This window comes from Mammaliicoccus sciuri, from assembly GCF_002901825.1.
In the GTDB taxonomy this organism is placed as follows: Bacteria; Bacillota; Bacilli; order Staphylococcales; family Staphylococcaceae; genus Mammaliicoccus; species Mammaliicoccus sciuri.
The window spans coordinates 42,461-58,331 of sequence record NZ_PPQD01000030.1; the positions used below are offsets into that span (position 1 = coordinate 42,461).

At 32.9% G+C, this 15,871-nt stretch carries 13 protein-coding genes, 1 pseudogene and 1 riboswitch; of the genes and pseudogenes, 5 read left to right on the plus strand and 9 right to left on the minus strand.

The genetic code is table 11. The features are described 5' to 3' along the window. Positions 1–14: 14 nt before the first annotated feature. The 3 genes from CD035_RS10065 to CD035_RS10075 form a co-directional block, all read right to left on the minus strand. Positions 15–1,001, minus strand: a complete 987-nt coding sequence (locus tag CD035_RS10065; RefSeq protein WP_048543035.1) for an aspartate-semialdehyde dehydrogenase — start codon at positions 999–1,001, stop codon at positions 15–17. A gap of 20 nt (positions 1,002–1,021) precedes the next feature. After that, the gene (locus tag CD035_RS10070) at positions 1,022–2,224 is read right to left on the minus strand and encodes an aspartate kinase (RefSeq protein ID WP_048543037.1); all 1,203 of its coding nucleotides are present in this window, start codon (positions 2,222–2,224) and stop codon (positions 1,022–1,024) included. A gap of 86 nt (positions 2,225–2,310) precedes the next feature. Continuing rightward, a riboswitch (Lysine riboswitch) is annotated at positions 2,311–2,486 on the minus strand. 347 nt (positions 2,487–2,833) lie between these two features. Next, positions 2,834–4,435, minus strand: coding sequence for an ABC-F family ATP-binding cassette domain-containing protein (locus CD035_RS10075; RefSeq protein WP_048543040.1), 1,602 nt, complete (start codon positions 4,433–4,435; stop codon positions 2,834–2,836). Positions 4,436–4,578: 143 nt separating this feature from the next. Here CD035_RS10075 and CD035_RS10080 point away from each other — a divergent pair, with 143 nt between their 5' ends. The 5 genes from CD035_RS10080 (at position 4,579) to lacG (ending at position 10,061) form a co-directional block, all read left to right on the plus strand. Further along, complete coding sequence (locus CD035_RS10080; protein ID WP_048543042.1) at positions 4,579–5,481, plus strand: CvfB family protein; 903 nt, start codon at positions 4,579–4,581, stop codon at positions 5,479–5,481. A gap of 255 nt (positions 5,482–5,736) precedes the next feature. After that, positions 5,737–6,606: a CAT RNA binding domain-containing protein gene (locus CD035_RS10085; protein WP_037588018.1), complete on the plus strand. Its 870-nt coding sequence runs from the start codon at positions 5,737–5,739 to the stop codon at positions 6,604–6,606. Further along, positions 6,599–6,931, plus strand: a complete 333-nt coding sequence (locus CD035_RS10090; protein ID WP_037588016.1) for a PTS lactose/cellobiose transporter subunit IIA — start codon at positions 6,599–6,601, stop codon at positions 6,929–6,931. Before CD035_RS10085 ends, CD035_RS10090 begins: the two co-directional genes overlap by 8 nt. Positions 6,932–6,936: 5 nt before the next feature. Further along, a complete protein-coding gene (locus tag CD035_RS10095) occupies positions 6,937–8,628 on the plus strand; it encodes a lactose/cellobiose PTS transporter subunit IIB (RefSeq protein WP_048543044.1) in 1,692 nt (563 codons plus the stop codon). 17 nt (positions 8,629–8,645) lie between these two features. Further along, the gene (gene lacG, locus CD035_RS10100) at positions 8,646–10,061 is read left to right on the plus strand and encodes a 6-phospho-beta-galactosidase (RefSeq protein ID WP_048543046.1); all 1,416 of its coding nucleotides are present in this window, start codon (positions 8,646–8,648) and stop codon (positions 10,059–10,061) included. 49 nt (positions 10,062–10,110) lie between these two features. On the opposite strand, the gene lacD is transcribed toward lacG, so the two are convergent. From lacD to pepF, 6 genes and pseudogenes are all read right to left on the minus strand, one after another. Continuing rightward, positions 10,111–11,049, minus strand: a complete 939-nt coding sequence (gene lacD / locus CD035_RS10105; protein ID WP_048543047.1) for a tagatose-bisphosphate aldolase — start codon at positions 11,047–11,049, stop codon at positions 10,111–10,113. Then, a pseudogene (locus tag CD035_RS14175) lies at positions 11,050–11,967 on the minus strand (1-phosphofructokinase family hexose kinase). Positions 11,968–11,996: 29 nt separating this feature from the next. Beyond that, the gene (gene lacB / locus CD035_RS10120) at positions 11,997–12,524 is read right to left on the minus strand and encodes a galactose-6-phosphate isomerase subunit LacB (protein WP_048543053.1); all 528 of its coding nucleotides are present in this window, start codon (positions 12,522–12,524) and stop codon (positions 11,997–11,999) included. A gap of 12 nt (positions 12,525–12,536) precedes the next feature. Then, positions 12,537–12,968, minus strand: coding sequence for an RpiB/LacA/LacB family sugar-phosphate isomerase (locus CD035_RS10125; RefSeq protein ID WP_048543055.1), 432 nt, complete (start codon positions 12,966–12,968; stop codon positions 12,537–12,539). Positions 12,969–13,109: 141 nt separating this feature from the next. Next, entirely contained in the window at positions 13,110–13,856 is a 747-nt protein-coding gene (locus tag CD035_RS10130; protein WP_172965063.1) for a DeoR/GlpR family DNA-binding transcription regulator, read from the minus strand. A 190-nt stretch (positions 13,857–14,046) separates the two neighbouring features. Next, on the minus strand, positions 14,047–15,843 hold the full coding sequence (gene pepF, locus CD035_RS10135) for an oligoendopeptidase F (RefSeq protein ID WP_048543056.1): 1,797 nt from the start codon (positions 15,841–15,843) through the stop codon (positions 14,047–14,049). Between the last annotated feature and the right edge of the window lie 28 nt (positions 15,844–15,871).

Genomic DNA, 15,871 nt, shown 5'->3' on the forward strand with positions numbered 1-15,871 from the left:
CTGAACACTCCTCATTATTTTTTATTTAATTCTAATACTTGTTCTAGCACTTGAACGGCATTTAAACTTGCACCTTTTAATAAGTTATCTGAAGTACACCAGATGTGGAATGTATTGTCTAAAGAATCATCTTTACGAATTCTTCCAACGAATACTTCATCTTTACCAGTAGAATGAATCGCTAGTGGATATTCATTATTTTCTACGTTATCTACTAAGACAACACGGTCATCTTCATTAAATAAGTTACGAATATCTTCAACAGTCGCTTCTTTATCTAAAGTTACGTTGATATGCACACTGTGGCTATCTTGAACAGGTACACGCACACAAGTTGCTGTTACATTTAAAGAAGGTTGATCTAAGATTTTTCTAGTTTCATCGATCATTTTTTGTTCTTCTTTTGTATAACCATCTTCTAAGAATACATCTATATGTGGTAACACATTATTATAAATTGGGTGAGGGTAGTTCTTTGGTGCTTCTCCTTTTTCACCATTAGCTAAATCTTCACGACCAGCTAAACCGGATCCTGATACAGCTTGATATGTTGTATAAGCAACACGTTTTAATCCGAATTGATCTAATAAAGGTTTTAAAGGTACAACTGATTGAATTGTTGAACAGTTAGGGTTTGCAATAATTTTACGATTTAATTTAGGTACATTCACTTCCGGAACGATTAAATCAATATCTTCATGCATACGCCATTGACTTGAATTATCGATTACAATTGCACCATGTTGTTCAAATAGTGGGGCGAATTTCTCGCTTGTACCACCTCCAGCACTCATAATAACGTAATCGAAATTGCCATCAGTTTTCTCTTCTGTCAATGCTTCAACCGTATAAGTTTTTCCTTGGAATTCGATTTTTTTGCCTGCTGATCTAGGTGATGAAAATAATACAAGTTCATCAAATGGTACATTTTTTCTATCTAATACTTCTAATACTTTTTCTCCTACTAAACCTGTTGCGCCAACAACTGCTAATTTTGTCATTTTGTTCACTCCATCATTCATTATATATTAAATGCTTCACTTAAAGTTCGAACGGCAGTTTCTCCTAATTCACGATCAACAACATAAGAAATACTAATCTCAGAAGTTGTTGTTTGATAGAAGTTAATGTCATGACTAATTAAAGTGCGGAATGCTTTTGAAGCTATTCCTGACATATCTCTCATACCTGTTCCGATTACTGAAAGTTTAGCGTAGTTATCTCTCATTTTATAACGTAAATGAGGGTATTCCTCAGTAAGTTGTTCAATGATTTGTTCGATTTGATATACGTCTGAATCTTTAATCGTAAACGAAAGCTGTAATCCTTGTTGATTTTCAATTTGAGATATCATATCAACATTCATTGATTGTTCTTCTAATGAATCAAATAATTTCTGTAACAATGCAAAGTTTTGCATCGGATAAGTTAAAGTAACATGAATCATATGTGTATCAAGTGCGACTCCTGTAACTGCTTTTTTCTCTAATATCTCTGTTTGTGGCATAATCCATGTTCCTTTCACGTTTGATAATGTTCTACCAAGATACAATGGTATGTTATAATTTTTTGCAATTTCGACACTTCTAGATTCTAATACACCAGCACCTAAAGCACTCATTTCCATCATTTCTTCATATGAAACTTCATTGAGTAACTTTGCTTCTTTATAAATTCTAGGATCTGTTCCATATACACCATCAACATCAGTATATATTTCACAAGATGTATCTATACTTGCTGCAATGGCTACTGCAGTTGTATCAGAACCGCCGCGTCCTAAAGTCGTAATTTCTAGATGATCATTCACACCTTGAAATCCTGCAACGACAAGAATGTCATTTTTTTCAAAAGCTTCTTCAAAACGTAGTGCATCAATTTCTGCAATTTTACTTTTCAAATGATGACCAATCGTTTTAATTCCTGCTTGATATCCTGTCATTGCTTTCGTTTGAACACCAATGTCATTCAATACCATTGATAAGTATGAAATGGTTTGTTGTTCTCCCGTCGTTAAAAGCATCGCTAAATGCTCATCTTTAGGTTGCGAAGTAAGTGAACTAATATTTTCAAGTAAAGAATCTGTCGTCTTACCCATAGCACTTACAACCACTACTAATTGTTCTCCATTATCAACACGTGATTTCAACATATGTGCGATATTTTTAATTTTGTCAAAATCACCAACGGACGTACCGCCAAATTTTAAAACACTCTGACTCAAAATAATTCCTCCTATAAATCGGAGACGAACGCTGTAATATAAATAAAAAAACAAGTTCGGCATTCGAACTTGTTTTAATTTATATATACAAGTGATGCACTCCATTATTCTTAAGATAATGACAGACAATTAGCTCTTAACCTAAATGTCCAACACCATATTTCTGCAAAAATACAATGTTTCGGCATCGCACCCTTTCACTCCTTTAAGATTGCAGTCCAGTAGGGGAGTTACTAATGATTGATGCGCCTCATCAAAAACATATTCAATTGGTATGCATTCATTATACATACAAAGAATATTGATGTAAAGAGAGAAAACTGATAATTTCAAAAAGTTCTTACTATTTAGACGATAAGCCCTAGAAATCAATATTCATTTTAGAAGGTAATGGGGCGGTGTAGGTATTTTATAGGAATGGGGGGATGTTGGTAAGAAAAGTAGGATTGTATTTATCTTGTTTGATCAGTCTTGATAAATAGGAGGACTGAACATTGCAAGTCAGCTCTCACTAGCTACATTGAACGCCAAAAACACCCCACATTACCTCATTTCCCCAAATAAAAAAGCTAGGACTTATAAAAATGTCCTAGCTTCTCTATATGAAAATTAGTTATAAACACCTTGATCTCTCAAGTATTCTTCATAACTGATTTCTTTAGAAATTGCGCCATCTTCTTTGATTTCAATTACGCGGTTGGAGATTGTATTGATAAATTCAAAGTCATATGAAGTAAAGATTAATGATCCTTTGAAATTCTTCAAGCCATCATTGACTGCAGTGATACTTTCTAAGTCTAAGTGGTTTGTTGGTTCATCTAGTAATAATACGTTAGAGTTTGATAACATCATTTTACTTAACATACATCTTACTTTTTCTCCACCTGAAAGGACACTTGCTTTTTTCTTAACTTCTTCACCACTAAATAACATACGTCCAAGGAATCCTCTTAAGAATGTTTCTGTTTGTTCTTCTGGTGGTGCATATTGTCTTAACCAGTCAACTAAGTTCATTTCAATACCTTCGAAATAATCTGAGTTATCTTTTGGTAAGTATGATTGTGTTGTTGTAACGCCCCATTTAACTGTTCCTTCATCTGGTTCAAGTTCACCAGCTAAAATACGAAGTAGGGTTGTTTTAGCAATCTCACTTTCTCCAATTAATACAGCTTTATCATTTGGATTCATTGTAAATGAAACGTTATTTAATACTTTTTGACCGTCAATTGTTTTTGAAACACCTTGAACTTGTAATAAGTCGTTACCGATTTCTCGTTCAATTGTGAAATTAACGAATGGATAACGTCTTGATGATGGTTGAATGTCATCGAGTTCAATTTTTTCAAGCATTTTCTTACGGCTTGTTGCTTGTTTAGATTTAGAAGCGTTCGCACTAAATCTAGCAATAAAGTCTTGTAATTCTTTAATGCGTTCTTCTTTTTTCTTGTTTTGGTCTTGAGCCATTTGAGAAGCAAGTTGACTTGATTGATACCAGAAGTCATAGTTTCCGACAAATAGTTTAATTTTGCCGTAATCTAAGTCAGCTATATGTGTACAGACATTGTTTAAGAAATGTCTATCATGTGATACGACGATAACTGTATTCTCAAAGTTAATTAAGAAATCTTCTAACCAAGCAATCGCTTTAATATCTAAACCGTTTGTAGGCTCATCGAGTAATAGAACATCTGGCTCACCAAATAAACTTTGAGCAAGAAGTACTTTTACTTTTTGGTTGTTTTCTAATTCAGACATCATTTTGTCATGTAATTCGTCTTTAATACCTAAACCTGAAAGTAATACAGATGCATCCGCTTCTGCATTCCATCCGTTCATTTCAGCAAACTCACCTTCAAGTTCTGCTGCACGCATACCATCTTCATCTGAGAAATCTGGTTTCATATAAATTTCATTTTTCTCAGTCATAACTTGCCATAATTTTTCATGGCCTTTTAATACAACATCAATCACTTTTTCATCTTCGTGCGCAAAGTGATCCTGTTTTAATACTGCTAAACGTTCATCTTTACCAAGTGAAACGTGACCTGATTGAGAATCTAATTCGCCTGATAATACTTTTAAGAACGTTGATTTTCCAGCTCCATTAGCACCGATAAGTCCGTAACAGTTACCTGGTGTGAACTTAATATTTACATCTTCAAAAAGCTTACGATCACCGAAACGTAAACTTACATTCGTAACTTGTAACATTAAATGACTCCTTTTCATTAATACTTCTACCGATGAATTATATCATAAATGAAACAAAAATGGGCAAGAGTTTGAACAGTCGTTACACGAAGCAAAATGCATGTTATAATGAATAAACGAAAAACATATGAATGGAGAATGACATGGCACACGAAAAAGATACGCTTGTAGGTCGCATAGACTTTTTAAAAGTGGATAGATTGGAAGGTTCAACTTATCATTTACTTGGACCAAATAGCGAACCTATTAAAATGAATGCTTCAGAAGTCGAAGATGACGATCAATTAGAAATCGGTGAAGATTATAGTTTCTTTGTATATCCAAGCCGATCTGGAGAATTATTTGCAACACAAAACATGCCAACTATTACAAAAGACCGTTATGATTGGGTAAAAGTATTGAGAGTAGACCGTGATGGTGCTGCAGTAGATGTAGGATTACCTAGAGAAGTACTCATTCCATGGGAAGATCTACCTAAAGTTAAAGAACTATGGCCACAAAACGGTGACATGATATTCTGTACACTTAGAATAGATAGTAATAGTCAAATGTTTGCGAGATTAGCAACTGAAACAATCGTTGATACAATGTACAAAACAGCTGAAGAATCTATATTACATCAACATGTAACAGCAAGACCATATCGTTTATTAAGAGTAGGTACTTTCCTCCTATCTGAAGATGGTTATAAAATCTTTGTACACGAATCAGAACGTAAACATGAGCCAAGACTAGGTGAAGAAATGGACGTTAGAATCATCGGCGTAAAAGAAAACGGTGAATTAAATGGTTCATTCTTACCATTGGCACATGAAAGACTTGATGAAGATGGCCAAGTGATATTTGATTTACTAGTAGAATATGACGGAGAATTACCATTTTGGGATAAATCAAACCCAGAAGCAATTAAAGAAGTCTTTAATATGAGTAAAGCAAGTTTCAAACGTGCTATCGGTAGATTATACAAGCAAAAACTGATCACAATCGAGACTGGTAAAATTACCATTACCAAAAAAGGTTGGGCTCAAGTTAAAAAAGAAGACTAATCATATAACCAAACCGACACTTCAAAATGAAGTAGGTTTGGTTTTTTAATGCATTTATATTCCATTTAATTACAATATTGACATAATTTAAAAAGCGTTGTAAATTATAAATGTAACAATATCGAACATTAATAAACAATTAAATATTTGGATCGTGACTATTCAATTAGGCGAAAACCACAATTCTTGAGGTGCATCAATCACCTCTAAGTCTTGTGGTATTTTTATTTCAAATGATTGGAGGTATTGCTGCCTATGATAATCAAACAAGTCCTTAACAATAATGTTGCTATTGCCATTACTGAAAATGGTGAAGAAGTTATCGCGATGGGGAAAGGAATTGTGTTCTCAAAAAAGAAAGGTGATTTCTTATCTCATCAAACACCCGAGAAAATATTTAGACTCGATAATCAAGAAGTGAGATTTCATTTACAGTCTTTAGTTAATGATGTCCCCGTACCTATTATTACGACATGTTGTGAAATCATAAATGATGTTCAACATAAATTTGATTTTACGTTTCAAGATTATATTTATGTCACGTTAACACACCATTTGCATCACGCTGTTAATATTCATCAAAACAATCAAAAGATACAGACATTTTCTATTGATGTTAAAAGCATTCATCCTCGTGCATTTGAATCTAGTTTATACGCATTGACGATTATTAAACGAAATTTAAATATTTCTTTCCCAGCATATGAAGCAAATAATCTAGCATTACATTTTATCAATGCTGAGCAACCTGAAGGTATCGAAAATCAAACTGCTTATAAGAATAAAAATATTCAACTGAACGATTTAATCAATTGCTTAAACCAAATAGGTATTACTCGGAATAAGTCCAATGAATATTATTATGATAGATTCATCCAGCACTTAAAGTATTTAACAGAACACATTCTTGATTATTCTGAAGACTTATCTCAACAAGTTGATATATCATTCCAACAGCATTTAAAAACACACTATCCAAATTCTTATTTGTACGCAAAAGACTTATATCATGCCATATCAAGAAAGTTCAATATTGTTATTAATCAACATCACTTGTTCTATTTTCAGTTGCATATAGAACGCATATTATCATCACAAAAAGGAGGCACAACAAGAGATGAGTAGAGAAGAAAATATGATGGTAGGTTTCACCATTGTTGCGATAGCTGGGGATGCAAGAAGAGAAGTTATGGCGGCTATGGAAAAAGCTAAAAATGGACTATTCGAAGAAGCACGTAGTCATATTGAAAGTGCAAATACATATATAACGGAAGCACATAAAGAACAAACCCAATGTTTAGCTCAAGAAGCAAGTGGTGAATCATCTGAGTTAAGTTTTATTATGGTACACGGTCAAGATCACTTAATGACAACGATGGCACTACGTGATTCTGTAAATTACATCATTGATATTTATGAACAACTTCAAACTTTAAAACAAAATGGGTGATACTTGTGAATAAGATAATTAAATTTATTGAAAAGATGAAACCATTTTTTGAGAAAGTGGCTTCTAATCCATACTTAACGGCAATTAGAGATGGCTTCGTTGCATTAATGCCAGTTATTTTATTTTCATCATTATTTATTTTAGTTGCTTACGTACCGAACGTTTGGGGATTCCATTGGCCAAAAAATATCGAAACAACCATTATGAAAGTGTATCAATTCACGATGGGTATGTTAGCACTTTATATGGCAGGAACCGTTACGAAATCATTAACTGACAATAAAAACTTAAAATTACCTAAAACGAACCAAATCAATGTCATTTCAACATTCGTAGCTGCTGAATCTTCATTACTAATTGTAGCGATGAACCCCGTTAAAGACGGTATAAGTATTGACATGCTTGGTACTAAAGGACTTATCGCGTCATTTATTGTAGCATTTGTAATACCAAATATTTATAAATTCTTTATTGGTAGAAATATCACAATCAAGATGCCTCCTCAAGTACCCGGTAATATCGCACAAGCGTTTAAAGATATGATCCCGTTTGCCGCTTCTGTCGGTTTATTCTGGATTATTGATATCGCGATCCGTCAAATTGCGAATGGTAACTTAGCAGAATTGGCGACAATTATACTGTCACCATTATTTACTGCTGCGAATGGTTACTTAGGATTTGCGATTATCTTCGGATTTATTGCTTTCTTCTGGTTTATTGGTGTACATGGACCATCTGTAGTAGGTCCAGCTGTTATTGCAATTATGTATAACAACCAAGTTGAAAACTTAAGATTATTTAGAGAAGGTCAACATGCACATATTGCATTAACACAAAGTACGCAAGACTTTGTAGCACTTATTGGAGGTACAGGTGCCACATTCTTAGTTCCATATATATTTATATTCTTGTGTAAGTCTAAAGAACTTAAAGCTGTTGGTAAAGCGTCATTTATTCCTACAACATTTGCTGTAAATGAACCTTTACTATTTGGTGCACCAATAATTTTAAACCCAGTATTCATGATACCTTTTATTGTTACACCAATTCTAAACTCATGGGTATTGAAATTCTTTGTAGAGAATTTAGGTATGAATGGTTTCATGCATTTCTTACCATGGCCGACACCAGGACCTATAGGTATTTACATGGCATCTAACTTCGCGCCATTATCATTATTATTAATTGCCGTTATTATGATACTCGACTTTGTGATTTGGATGCCATTTATTAAAGCGTATGATCGCATAAAAGTGAGTGAAGAACGCGGTACGATTGAATGTCAAAATATTGTACAGCCTCAATCAAATGCAGAGTCAAACAAAAATAGTCAGTTAGAAACAACTAATACTATAGTTCAATATGACATTAAAGATCACGTCAATGTATTAGTCGTATGTGCTGGTGGTGGTACAAGTGGTATACTCGCTAATTCGTTAAATAAAGCTGCTAAAGAACAAAACATTCATTTAAATGCTACTGCGAGGGCATATGGTCAAGATATGGATTTAATTAAAGATATGAACATTGTTATATTAGCCCCTCAAATGGATTCAATGAAAAATGAAATGAAGAAATATACTGACCAACATAATGCTCTTCTTATGACAACAACAGGTAAAGAATATATTGCTCTTACAAGGGATGGAGAAGCAGCAATAGAGAAGATATACAAACTACTATTAGAAGAAAAATAAAACAAAGGAGTATAAGCATGTTAGAATTACCAAAAACTTTTGTACTAGGCGCTGCAACAGCAGCATATCAAGTCGAAGGATCAAGCAAAGTAGATGGAAAGGGACGTGTGCTTTGGGATGAATTTTTAGAAAAACAAGGAAGATTCAGGCCAGATCCAGCAAGTGATTTTTATAATCGATATGAAGAAGATATTAAATTAGCTTCAGAACATGGTATTAAAGCGTTAAGAATTTCTATTGCTTGGTCTCGCATATTTCCAAAAGGGTATGGGGATGTTAATCAAAAAGGGGTAGAATATTATAAAAATGTATTTGCGACATGTCGTAAATATAATATCGAACCATATGTGACTTTACATCATTTTGATACGCCTGAAGAACTATTCAAACAAGGGGATTGGTTATGTAAGGAAAACATCACGCATTTTGTGAACTATGCAGCATTTTGCTTTGAGACATTTAAAGATGATGTTCAATATTGGATGACAATTAATGAACCTATCGCATATACTTTAGGTCAATATGTAACAGGCGCGTTTCCACCTGGTGAACAATATCAAGTCGTCAAATGTCTCCAAGCTCAACATAATCTTATTGTTGCGCATAGTAAAGTAGTTAAACTATATAAAGAGAAAGGTTATAACGGAGAAATCGGTATTATACATGCTTTAACTCAAATATATCCAATTAATCAACAACCTAAAAATGTAAAAGCTGCTAAAATACAGGATACATTTATAAATGGACTTTTATTAGATGGTACATTTTTAGGAGAATATTCTAGTGAGAAAATGGAGGTCATTCATCATCTACTCAATATATATGATGGTTCATTAGATCTGACGGAAGAGGAAATGACAATCATTAAAGAAGCTAGTCAATTACAAGATTTCTTAGGTATCAATTATTATCAAAGTAATTGGGTTAAATCAAATGAAGCGGATAGCTTAATACATCATAATGGTACTGGGGATAAAGGTAGTTCGATTTTTAGACTTAAACAAATAGCTGAGATTGTTAAAAACCATGACGTTCCAACGACTGACTGGGATTGGTATATATATCCTAAAGGTTTATATGATATGATTATGCGCATTAAAGAAGACTATCCAAATTATAAAAAGCTTCTGATCACTGAGAATGGACTAGGGTATAAAGATCAATTTATAGATGAACAAACCATCATCGATGATCAACCACGTATAGACTATATAGCTGCTCATATAGAGAGCATTAGTGATGCGATTAAAGATGGTGTAAATGTAGCAGGTTATTTTGTTTGGTCATTGCAAGATATGTTTAGTTGGTCTAATGGTTATAATAAGCGATATGGATTATTCTATATAGACTTTGAAACACAGAAAAGATATATCAAGAAAAGTGCATTATGGTATAAAGCACTATCTGAGTCAATAGAGAAAGAAACAGAATAAAAATCATATTAAACCCCGCTTCTAGATTAAATAGAAGCGGGGTTTTTAATTAACTTATAGCTGTTGCATATTGTTCAATCATTTTATTTAAATTTTGTATATTGGTTATACCTTCATTATTTAACCAAGCTTTGCATCCTTGTTCACCATCTTTAACATATGCTTGAGTAGCGCCTGCCCATGTTGCTCTTCCACATAATACACCGTTAAATTTAGATTCTGATTCATAAGCAAATTTTAACGTTTCTTGGAATAAAGTAGGTGATACGCCTGCACTTAAAAAGATAAATGGTAAATGCGTTGCGTCTGATTGTTCTTTAAAATACTGTTGAGCTTGTGCTTTAGTATATACTGGATGATCTCCAAATCCTTCTACAAAATTCATATTAACTGGAACTTCTACTTTTAATACATCTACTTTAAAACGGTCTTCTGAGAATAATTTCATTGCATCAATAACTTTATGAGGTTTAACTTTTGCGTATGCTTCGCTTAAATTATCATCATTTGTTGCGTCATATGACACGATTTCTAAGAAAAATGGAATATCCAATGCGACACACTCAGCACCGACTCTTTCTACAAAGGCTTCTTTTTGTGCGTTGATTTCTTGTGATTCATCAATATCAAAATAAACGAGTAATTTAATGGCATCTGCACCTTGTTCTTTCAGTGCATGTACAGACCATGTATTTAATAAATCAGGTAATCGACCAGGTGTCGCTTTATCATAGCCAGTCTTTTCATAAGCTAAGATTAAACCGCAATTAGGATGTCTTTCTTTTGAAGCGGGTAATCCATACTCAGGATCTAATAATATACTTGAAGAATATGCCGTTAATGTCTTAGATATTTGTACTTTAAAATCTTCTATCGTTTCTGATTCTACATTTTCACCAAGCATTTTCTTTAATGCACCGCGCTGATCAATAGCAAGTGCAGCAATTTGGCCTAAATCGTTTGTGAGTTTTGATAAATTTTTAACCATTTAAAAACACTCCAATTGTTCAATTTTTATTTTTGCTAAATAATACTCAAAATTCTCTTTCGTTAAGAATCCAGTTTTCTGTTCTAAAGCATTAGCAATTCCAGCAGCCATTGCTGATTTAACAGCATAGTGAACATCTTGTTTATGTATGAGTCCATAACTAAATCCTGCTATAGAACTATCACCAGAACCAACTGCATTAACAGCTTTAATTTTAGGAATATTTACTTTATAAATTTGATGCTGATATTTATATAGTGCACCATTAGAACCAAGTGAAATCATGACACATGGAATTTGGCTTAAAAGAGGGGATTTCAATGCGTTTATAATCTCTTGGTGATTATCTTGATCTTTCACATTAAAAAGCTGAGCCAATTCTTCGATATTAGGTTTAATTAAATAAGGTAAGCTTTGACCTTCATGATTTAATAAATCTTTTAAAGTATGACCATTAACGTCCAACAATACTTTCTTACCATGACTAACAGCGATATCGATAAGCGTCTAGTAAGCTTCAACATTCATGCCTGGTAAAGCACTACCTGATATCGCAATCATGTCATGCCCTTGAATGAGTTCAGTCACATGTTGAATCAATAATTGAATATCTTCTTGCGTAATTGAATCTCCCTGTTCAAGTAATTCTGTTTGATGCGCTCCATTTAAAATCGCTATACATTGTCTCGATTCAATATTTGTTTCATAAAAATCATGTTTAATATGATCTTGATCTAAATCACGTTTAATAAATTCACCAGTAGTACCGCCGATAATGCCAGTTGCTAAATGATCAATGCCTAAAATGTTTGCCACTCTCGTAACATTCAATCCTTTGCCACCAGCCGTTTTAATAACATTTTTAACGCGATTCGTTTGATTCAATTCAAAATGATCTAGTTGATAGGCGATATCCACTGAAGTATTTAATGTAATTGTTAATAATTTCAATATTTCACCTCATCCACATATTCTCCTTTATTCCATTTATCAATATATTTGTTAAACTGATTGGCATCATATTGAACTTGGTCGTCTGTTAACAATTGATTCATGCGTTCTATTAATTGATCTGATTCCGATGTTTGGATATAACTTGCATTTATAAAAGTCTCAACGATATCTTTAATTAAATCTATGCCTGAAATCGTTCCGCCGACACCGATAATATTGCAATTATATTTTTCTTTCGCTAAACGAGCGCTTGTAATGTCACGTACGAGCGCAACTCTCGCATTAGGCACTTTATTTGCTGAAACACTAATACCTACACCTGTACCACAAAGTACAACACCTAAGTCAGCTTTTCCTTCTGTCACAGCTTTTGCGACATTTACACCATAAATAGGGTAGTGTGTTCTTTGATGATCATAAGTTCCAACATCTATCACTTCATGACCAATACTTTTAATAAAATCTGATACTTTGATTTTTTCATCCGTAACGATATGATCGCATCCAATAGCTATCTTCATTTAACTTCCTCCTTAACACAAACTATTTAACATATCTATTCTGATTTGATGGCGGCCAGCATCATAAGATGATTCACCAAATGCTTTAGCACAATTAACCGCTAGAGTAGGGCCAACAATTTCAGAAGCAAGGATCATAATTTTTGTATTGTTGTGACGTGCTGTCATACAAGCAGAACGGTCATCTGAAACTGAAGCAGCAATTATATTTTTATGTTTGTTTGCAATAATGAATGGTGCAATACCATAATCATCAATAATTATTGCCTTAGCATCTTCATTATTTTTAACTGCTTCTATAGTATTTACAGTTACAGCAAACACATCGTCTTCAAGTGTTTCATCATACAAATTGATCCATTCAATGTTAGAATGAGATAGTTCTTGAATAATCTTGTCTTTTAAAGGGCTGGATTTACGAATACAATTAATAAAAACTTTCATATACATCCTCCTGTGTTTGTAATTGTTCGTCTTTGTTAATTATAATATAAAATCAAACATACTTTCTGTCAATAAAAAAAGCAATATAAAATAGCGTTATGCTATTCTATATTGCTTTTCTTTTAATATTCATTTTTATAACTACTTAATCTTGTTTGGATATGTGTTTAATATTTCTTCACTTACATCATCATCTGATATAACAGCATCGACATCGTTAATATTATAGAAGTTATATAATGCTTGAACACCAAATTTTGTGCTGTCTGCAGTGATATATTTAAGCTTTGCATTTTCTAAAATAATATGAATGCCTTTGCCTTCTTCTTCATTAGCAGTTGTTAATTTCTGACCATATATACCGTTAACACCGACAAATGCTTTTGCTACATGAAAGTCTTCCATCATTTTGTTCGCAAAGTGTCCGATAAATGTACCCGTTTTAGATCTGAAACGACCACCTACGAGTAATACATCAATGTTTGATAAATCTTTATATTGTAAAAATATATCAAGCGAATTCGTAAATATGCTTAAGTTCTTGTCTTTTATAAAATCAAATATGAGTTCATTTGTAGAACCTGAACCGATAAATATAATATCTTCATTATGAATGAGTTCGCCACACTTTTGAGCGATTTTCATTTTATTAGAGACATTAATGGTTTGCTTTTCTTTATGTGACTTTTCATTATATAAGTTATCTTCAATTAATTTAGCGCCACCATGAATTCTATTTAACAAACCATTGTTTTCTAGTTCTTGTAAATCTCTTCTTATTGTCATTTCAGCAACGTTCATCTTCTCTGAAAGGGAAGATACTTTCACAGACATATTATTTTTAAGTTCATCCATTATAAAACGGTGCCTATCAACTTTTAATTTCACTTGTGATCCTCCTATATATTAACTTTTTAATAAGTTCGAATTTGTTTGATTATATTGTAACACAATTAATATTAAAATTAGAATAATATATAATACGGTAATTTAATAAGGCATGTTTATATTGGACAAGAAAATGTAGAGACTGACACAATAAGATGTACCAGTCTCTACATTAATAATAGAAAAGATATTATTCAATTTCGTTTGTGAGTGATTCTAGCTCATCGATTAAGTGACCGATATACGCGATTGTTTCTTTAAGTGGTTTATCTGTCGTAATATCAATGCCTGCCATTTGAGCAAGTTCAACAGGAGATTTAGAGCCACCAGCTTTTAAAACGTTTAACCAATCTTCAACAGCAGGTTGTCCTTCTTTTTCAATTCTTTGACTCATAGCAGTTCCTATCGTTAAACCTGCAGAATACGTATAAGGATATAAGCCCATATAATAATGTGGTTGGCGCATCCATGTTAATTCTGCACCTTCTGTTATTTCAACTTCGTCTCCCCAGAAATCAGAAATAACTTGTTTCTTAATACTATTTAAAAGTGGGGCAGTGAGTGCTTCACCTTTATCAACATGTTTATAAACTTCTCTTTGATATTTAGCTTCTAATAAATGTGTAACCATATTATGATAGTACGTTCTTGAAATAATTGAGCTAATAACCCAACGTTTAAATTTCGGATCATCTGATTTCTTCAATAAACTATTAGCCATTAACATTTCATTCATTGTTGATGGTGCTTCTACAAAATACATAGAACAATCTGCTTGATATACATTTTGATGTGCATTTGCTAAATTAAAGTGTCCTGCATGACCAAGTTCATGTGCTAATACAAATACTTCAGTCATCTTACTTGTCCATGAAATAAATATGAATGGGTTAACACCGTATGGGCTTGCGCAATAAGCACCTGTTTGTTTCCCTTTGTTTTGAGGGAAATCAATCCAACGTTTATCATAACTATCATTAACCATTTGCATATAATCTTCACCAAGCACACTCAATGCTTCTTTAATATATTCTTTAGAACCTTCAATTGATACATCTGGTTCATAAGTAGGGTCTAATGATATACGTAAATCTTCAAATTTCAATTTATCTAGATTATTTGTACGCTTAAGTAATTGCGCATATCTTCTCATATGAGGTGCTAATTCTTCTGAAATAACATCAATTTGACGATCGTACATTTCTCTCGTTACATCTTGTGATTCTAATAAGAAATCAATAACAGAATCATAACCACGTAATTCAGATTCAATTTTTTCTTTTTGAACGTGAGCGTTGTATGTTGCTGCAGTTGTATTTTCATAACGGCGTAGCGACTCACTAAATTTCTTGAATGCATTACGTCTAACTTCTGTATTAGACTCAACTTCGTAATCACCTTCAAATGATACATAATCTAAAGGTATTTCTTCTCCATTCGCTTCAAAAGTACCAAACTCAATATCTAACATCTTCGTAATACCATATAATTCATATGGCGCACCAAAAGTAGGTGAGAAGGTTGCTAACGCTTTTTCTACTTCAGGATGTAATGTATGTTCTTTTTGACGTTTTAACAATGTTAAATATTTAGGATACTCAGATTGTTTAATTAAAGCATTGAATGCTTCATCATCTAATTGCAAAATTTCTGACTCTACAAATGATAATAAACCAGCTACTTTTCCATATGTAGTAGAAAATTGTGCAGCTACTTTTTGACTTTGTTCATCTGTCGTATCAGTCGAATAAAGTAATTCTGCATATGTGCTTAAGTGAATAATACTTACGATAAGATCAGCTTGTTCACGTAAAGCAGATTCAATCGTTGATATTTCATTTAACTGATTCACATATTTGTTATTAAATGCTGTAACGTTCTCAACTAATTCATTTAATGCACTAAAAAATGCATCATTGTCTTGATACAAACTTGAAAGATCCCATGTTTCTTGAACAGGAACTTCACTTCTTAATAATTGTCCCATCAAATCACCCTTTTTTTAAAATTTACTT

Bases quoted from the DNA above. Each gene is read 5' to 3' on its own strand.
- CD035_RS10065 (WP_048543035.1), bottom strand. From the start codon at position 1,001: ATGACAAAATTAGCAGTTGTTGGCGCAACAGGTTTAGTAGGAGAAAAA.
- CD035_RS10075 (WP_048543040.1), bottom strand. From the start codon at position 4,435: ATGTTACAAGTTACGAATGTAAGTTTACGTTTCGGTGATCGTAAGCTT.
- CD035_RS10080 (WP_048543042.1), top strand. From the start codon at position 4,579: ATGGCACACGAAAAAGATACGCTTGTAGGTCGCATAGACTTTTTAAAA.
- CD035_RS10085 (WP_037588018.1), top strand. From the start codon at position 5,737: ATGATAATCAAACAAGTCCTTAACAATAATGTTGCTATTGCCATTACT.
- CD035_RS10090 (WP_037588016.1), top strand. From the start codon at position 6,599: ATGAGTAGAGAAGAAAATATGATGGTAGGTTTCACCATTGTTGCGATA.
- lacG (WP_048543046.1), top strand. From the start codon at position 8,646: ATGTTAGAATTACCAAAAACTTTTGTACTAGGCGCTGCAACAGCAGCA.
- lacD (WP_048543047.1), bottom strand. From the start codon at position 11,049: ATGGTTAAAAATTTATCAAAACTCACAAACGATTTAGGCCAAATTGCT.
- lacB (WP_048543053.1), bottom strand. From the start codon at position 12,524: ATGAAGATAGCTATTGGATGCGATCATATCGTTACGGATGAAAAAATC.
- CD035_RS10125 (WP_048543055.1), bottom strand. From the start codon at position 12,968: ATGAAAGTTTTTATTAATTGTATTCGTAAATCCAGCCCTTTAAAAGAC.
- pepF (WP_048543056.1), bottom strand. From the start codon at position 15,843: ATGGGACAATTATTAAGAAGTGAAGTTCCTGTTCAAGAAACATGGGAT.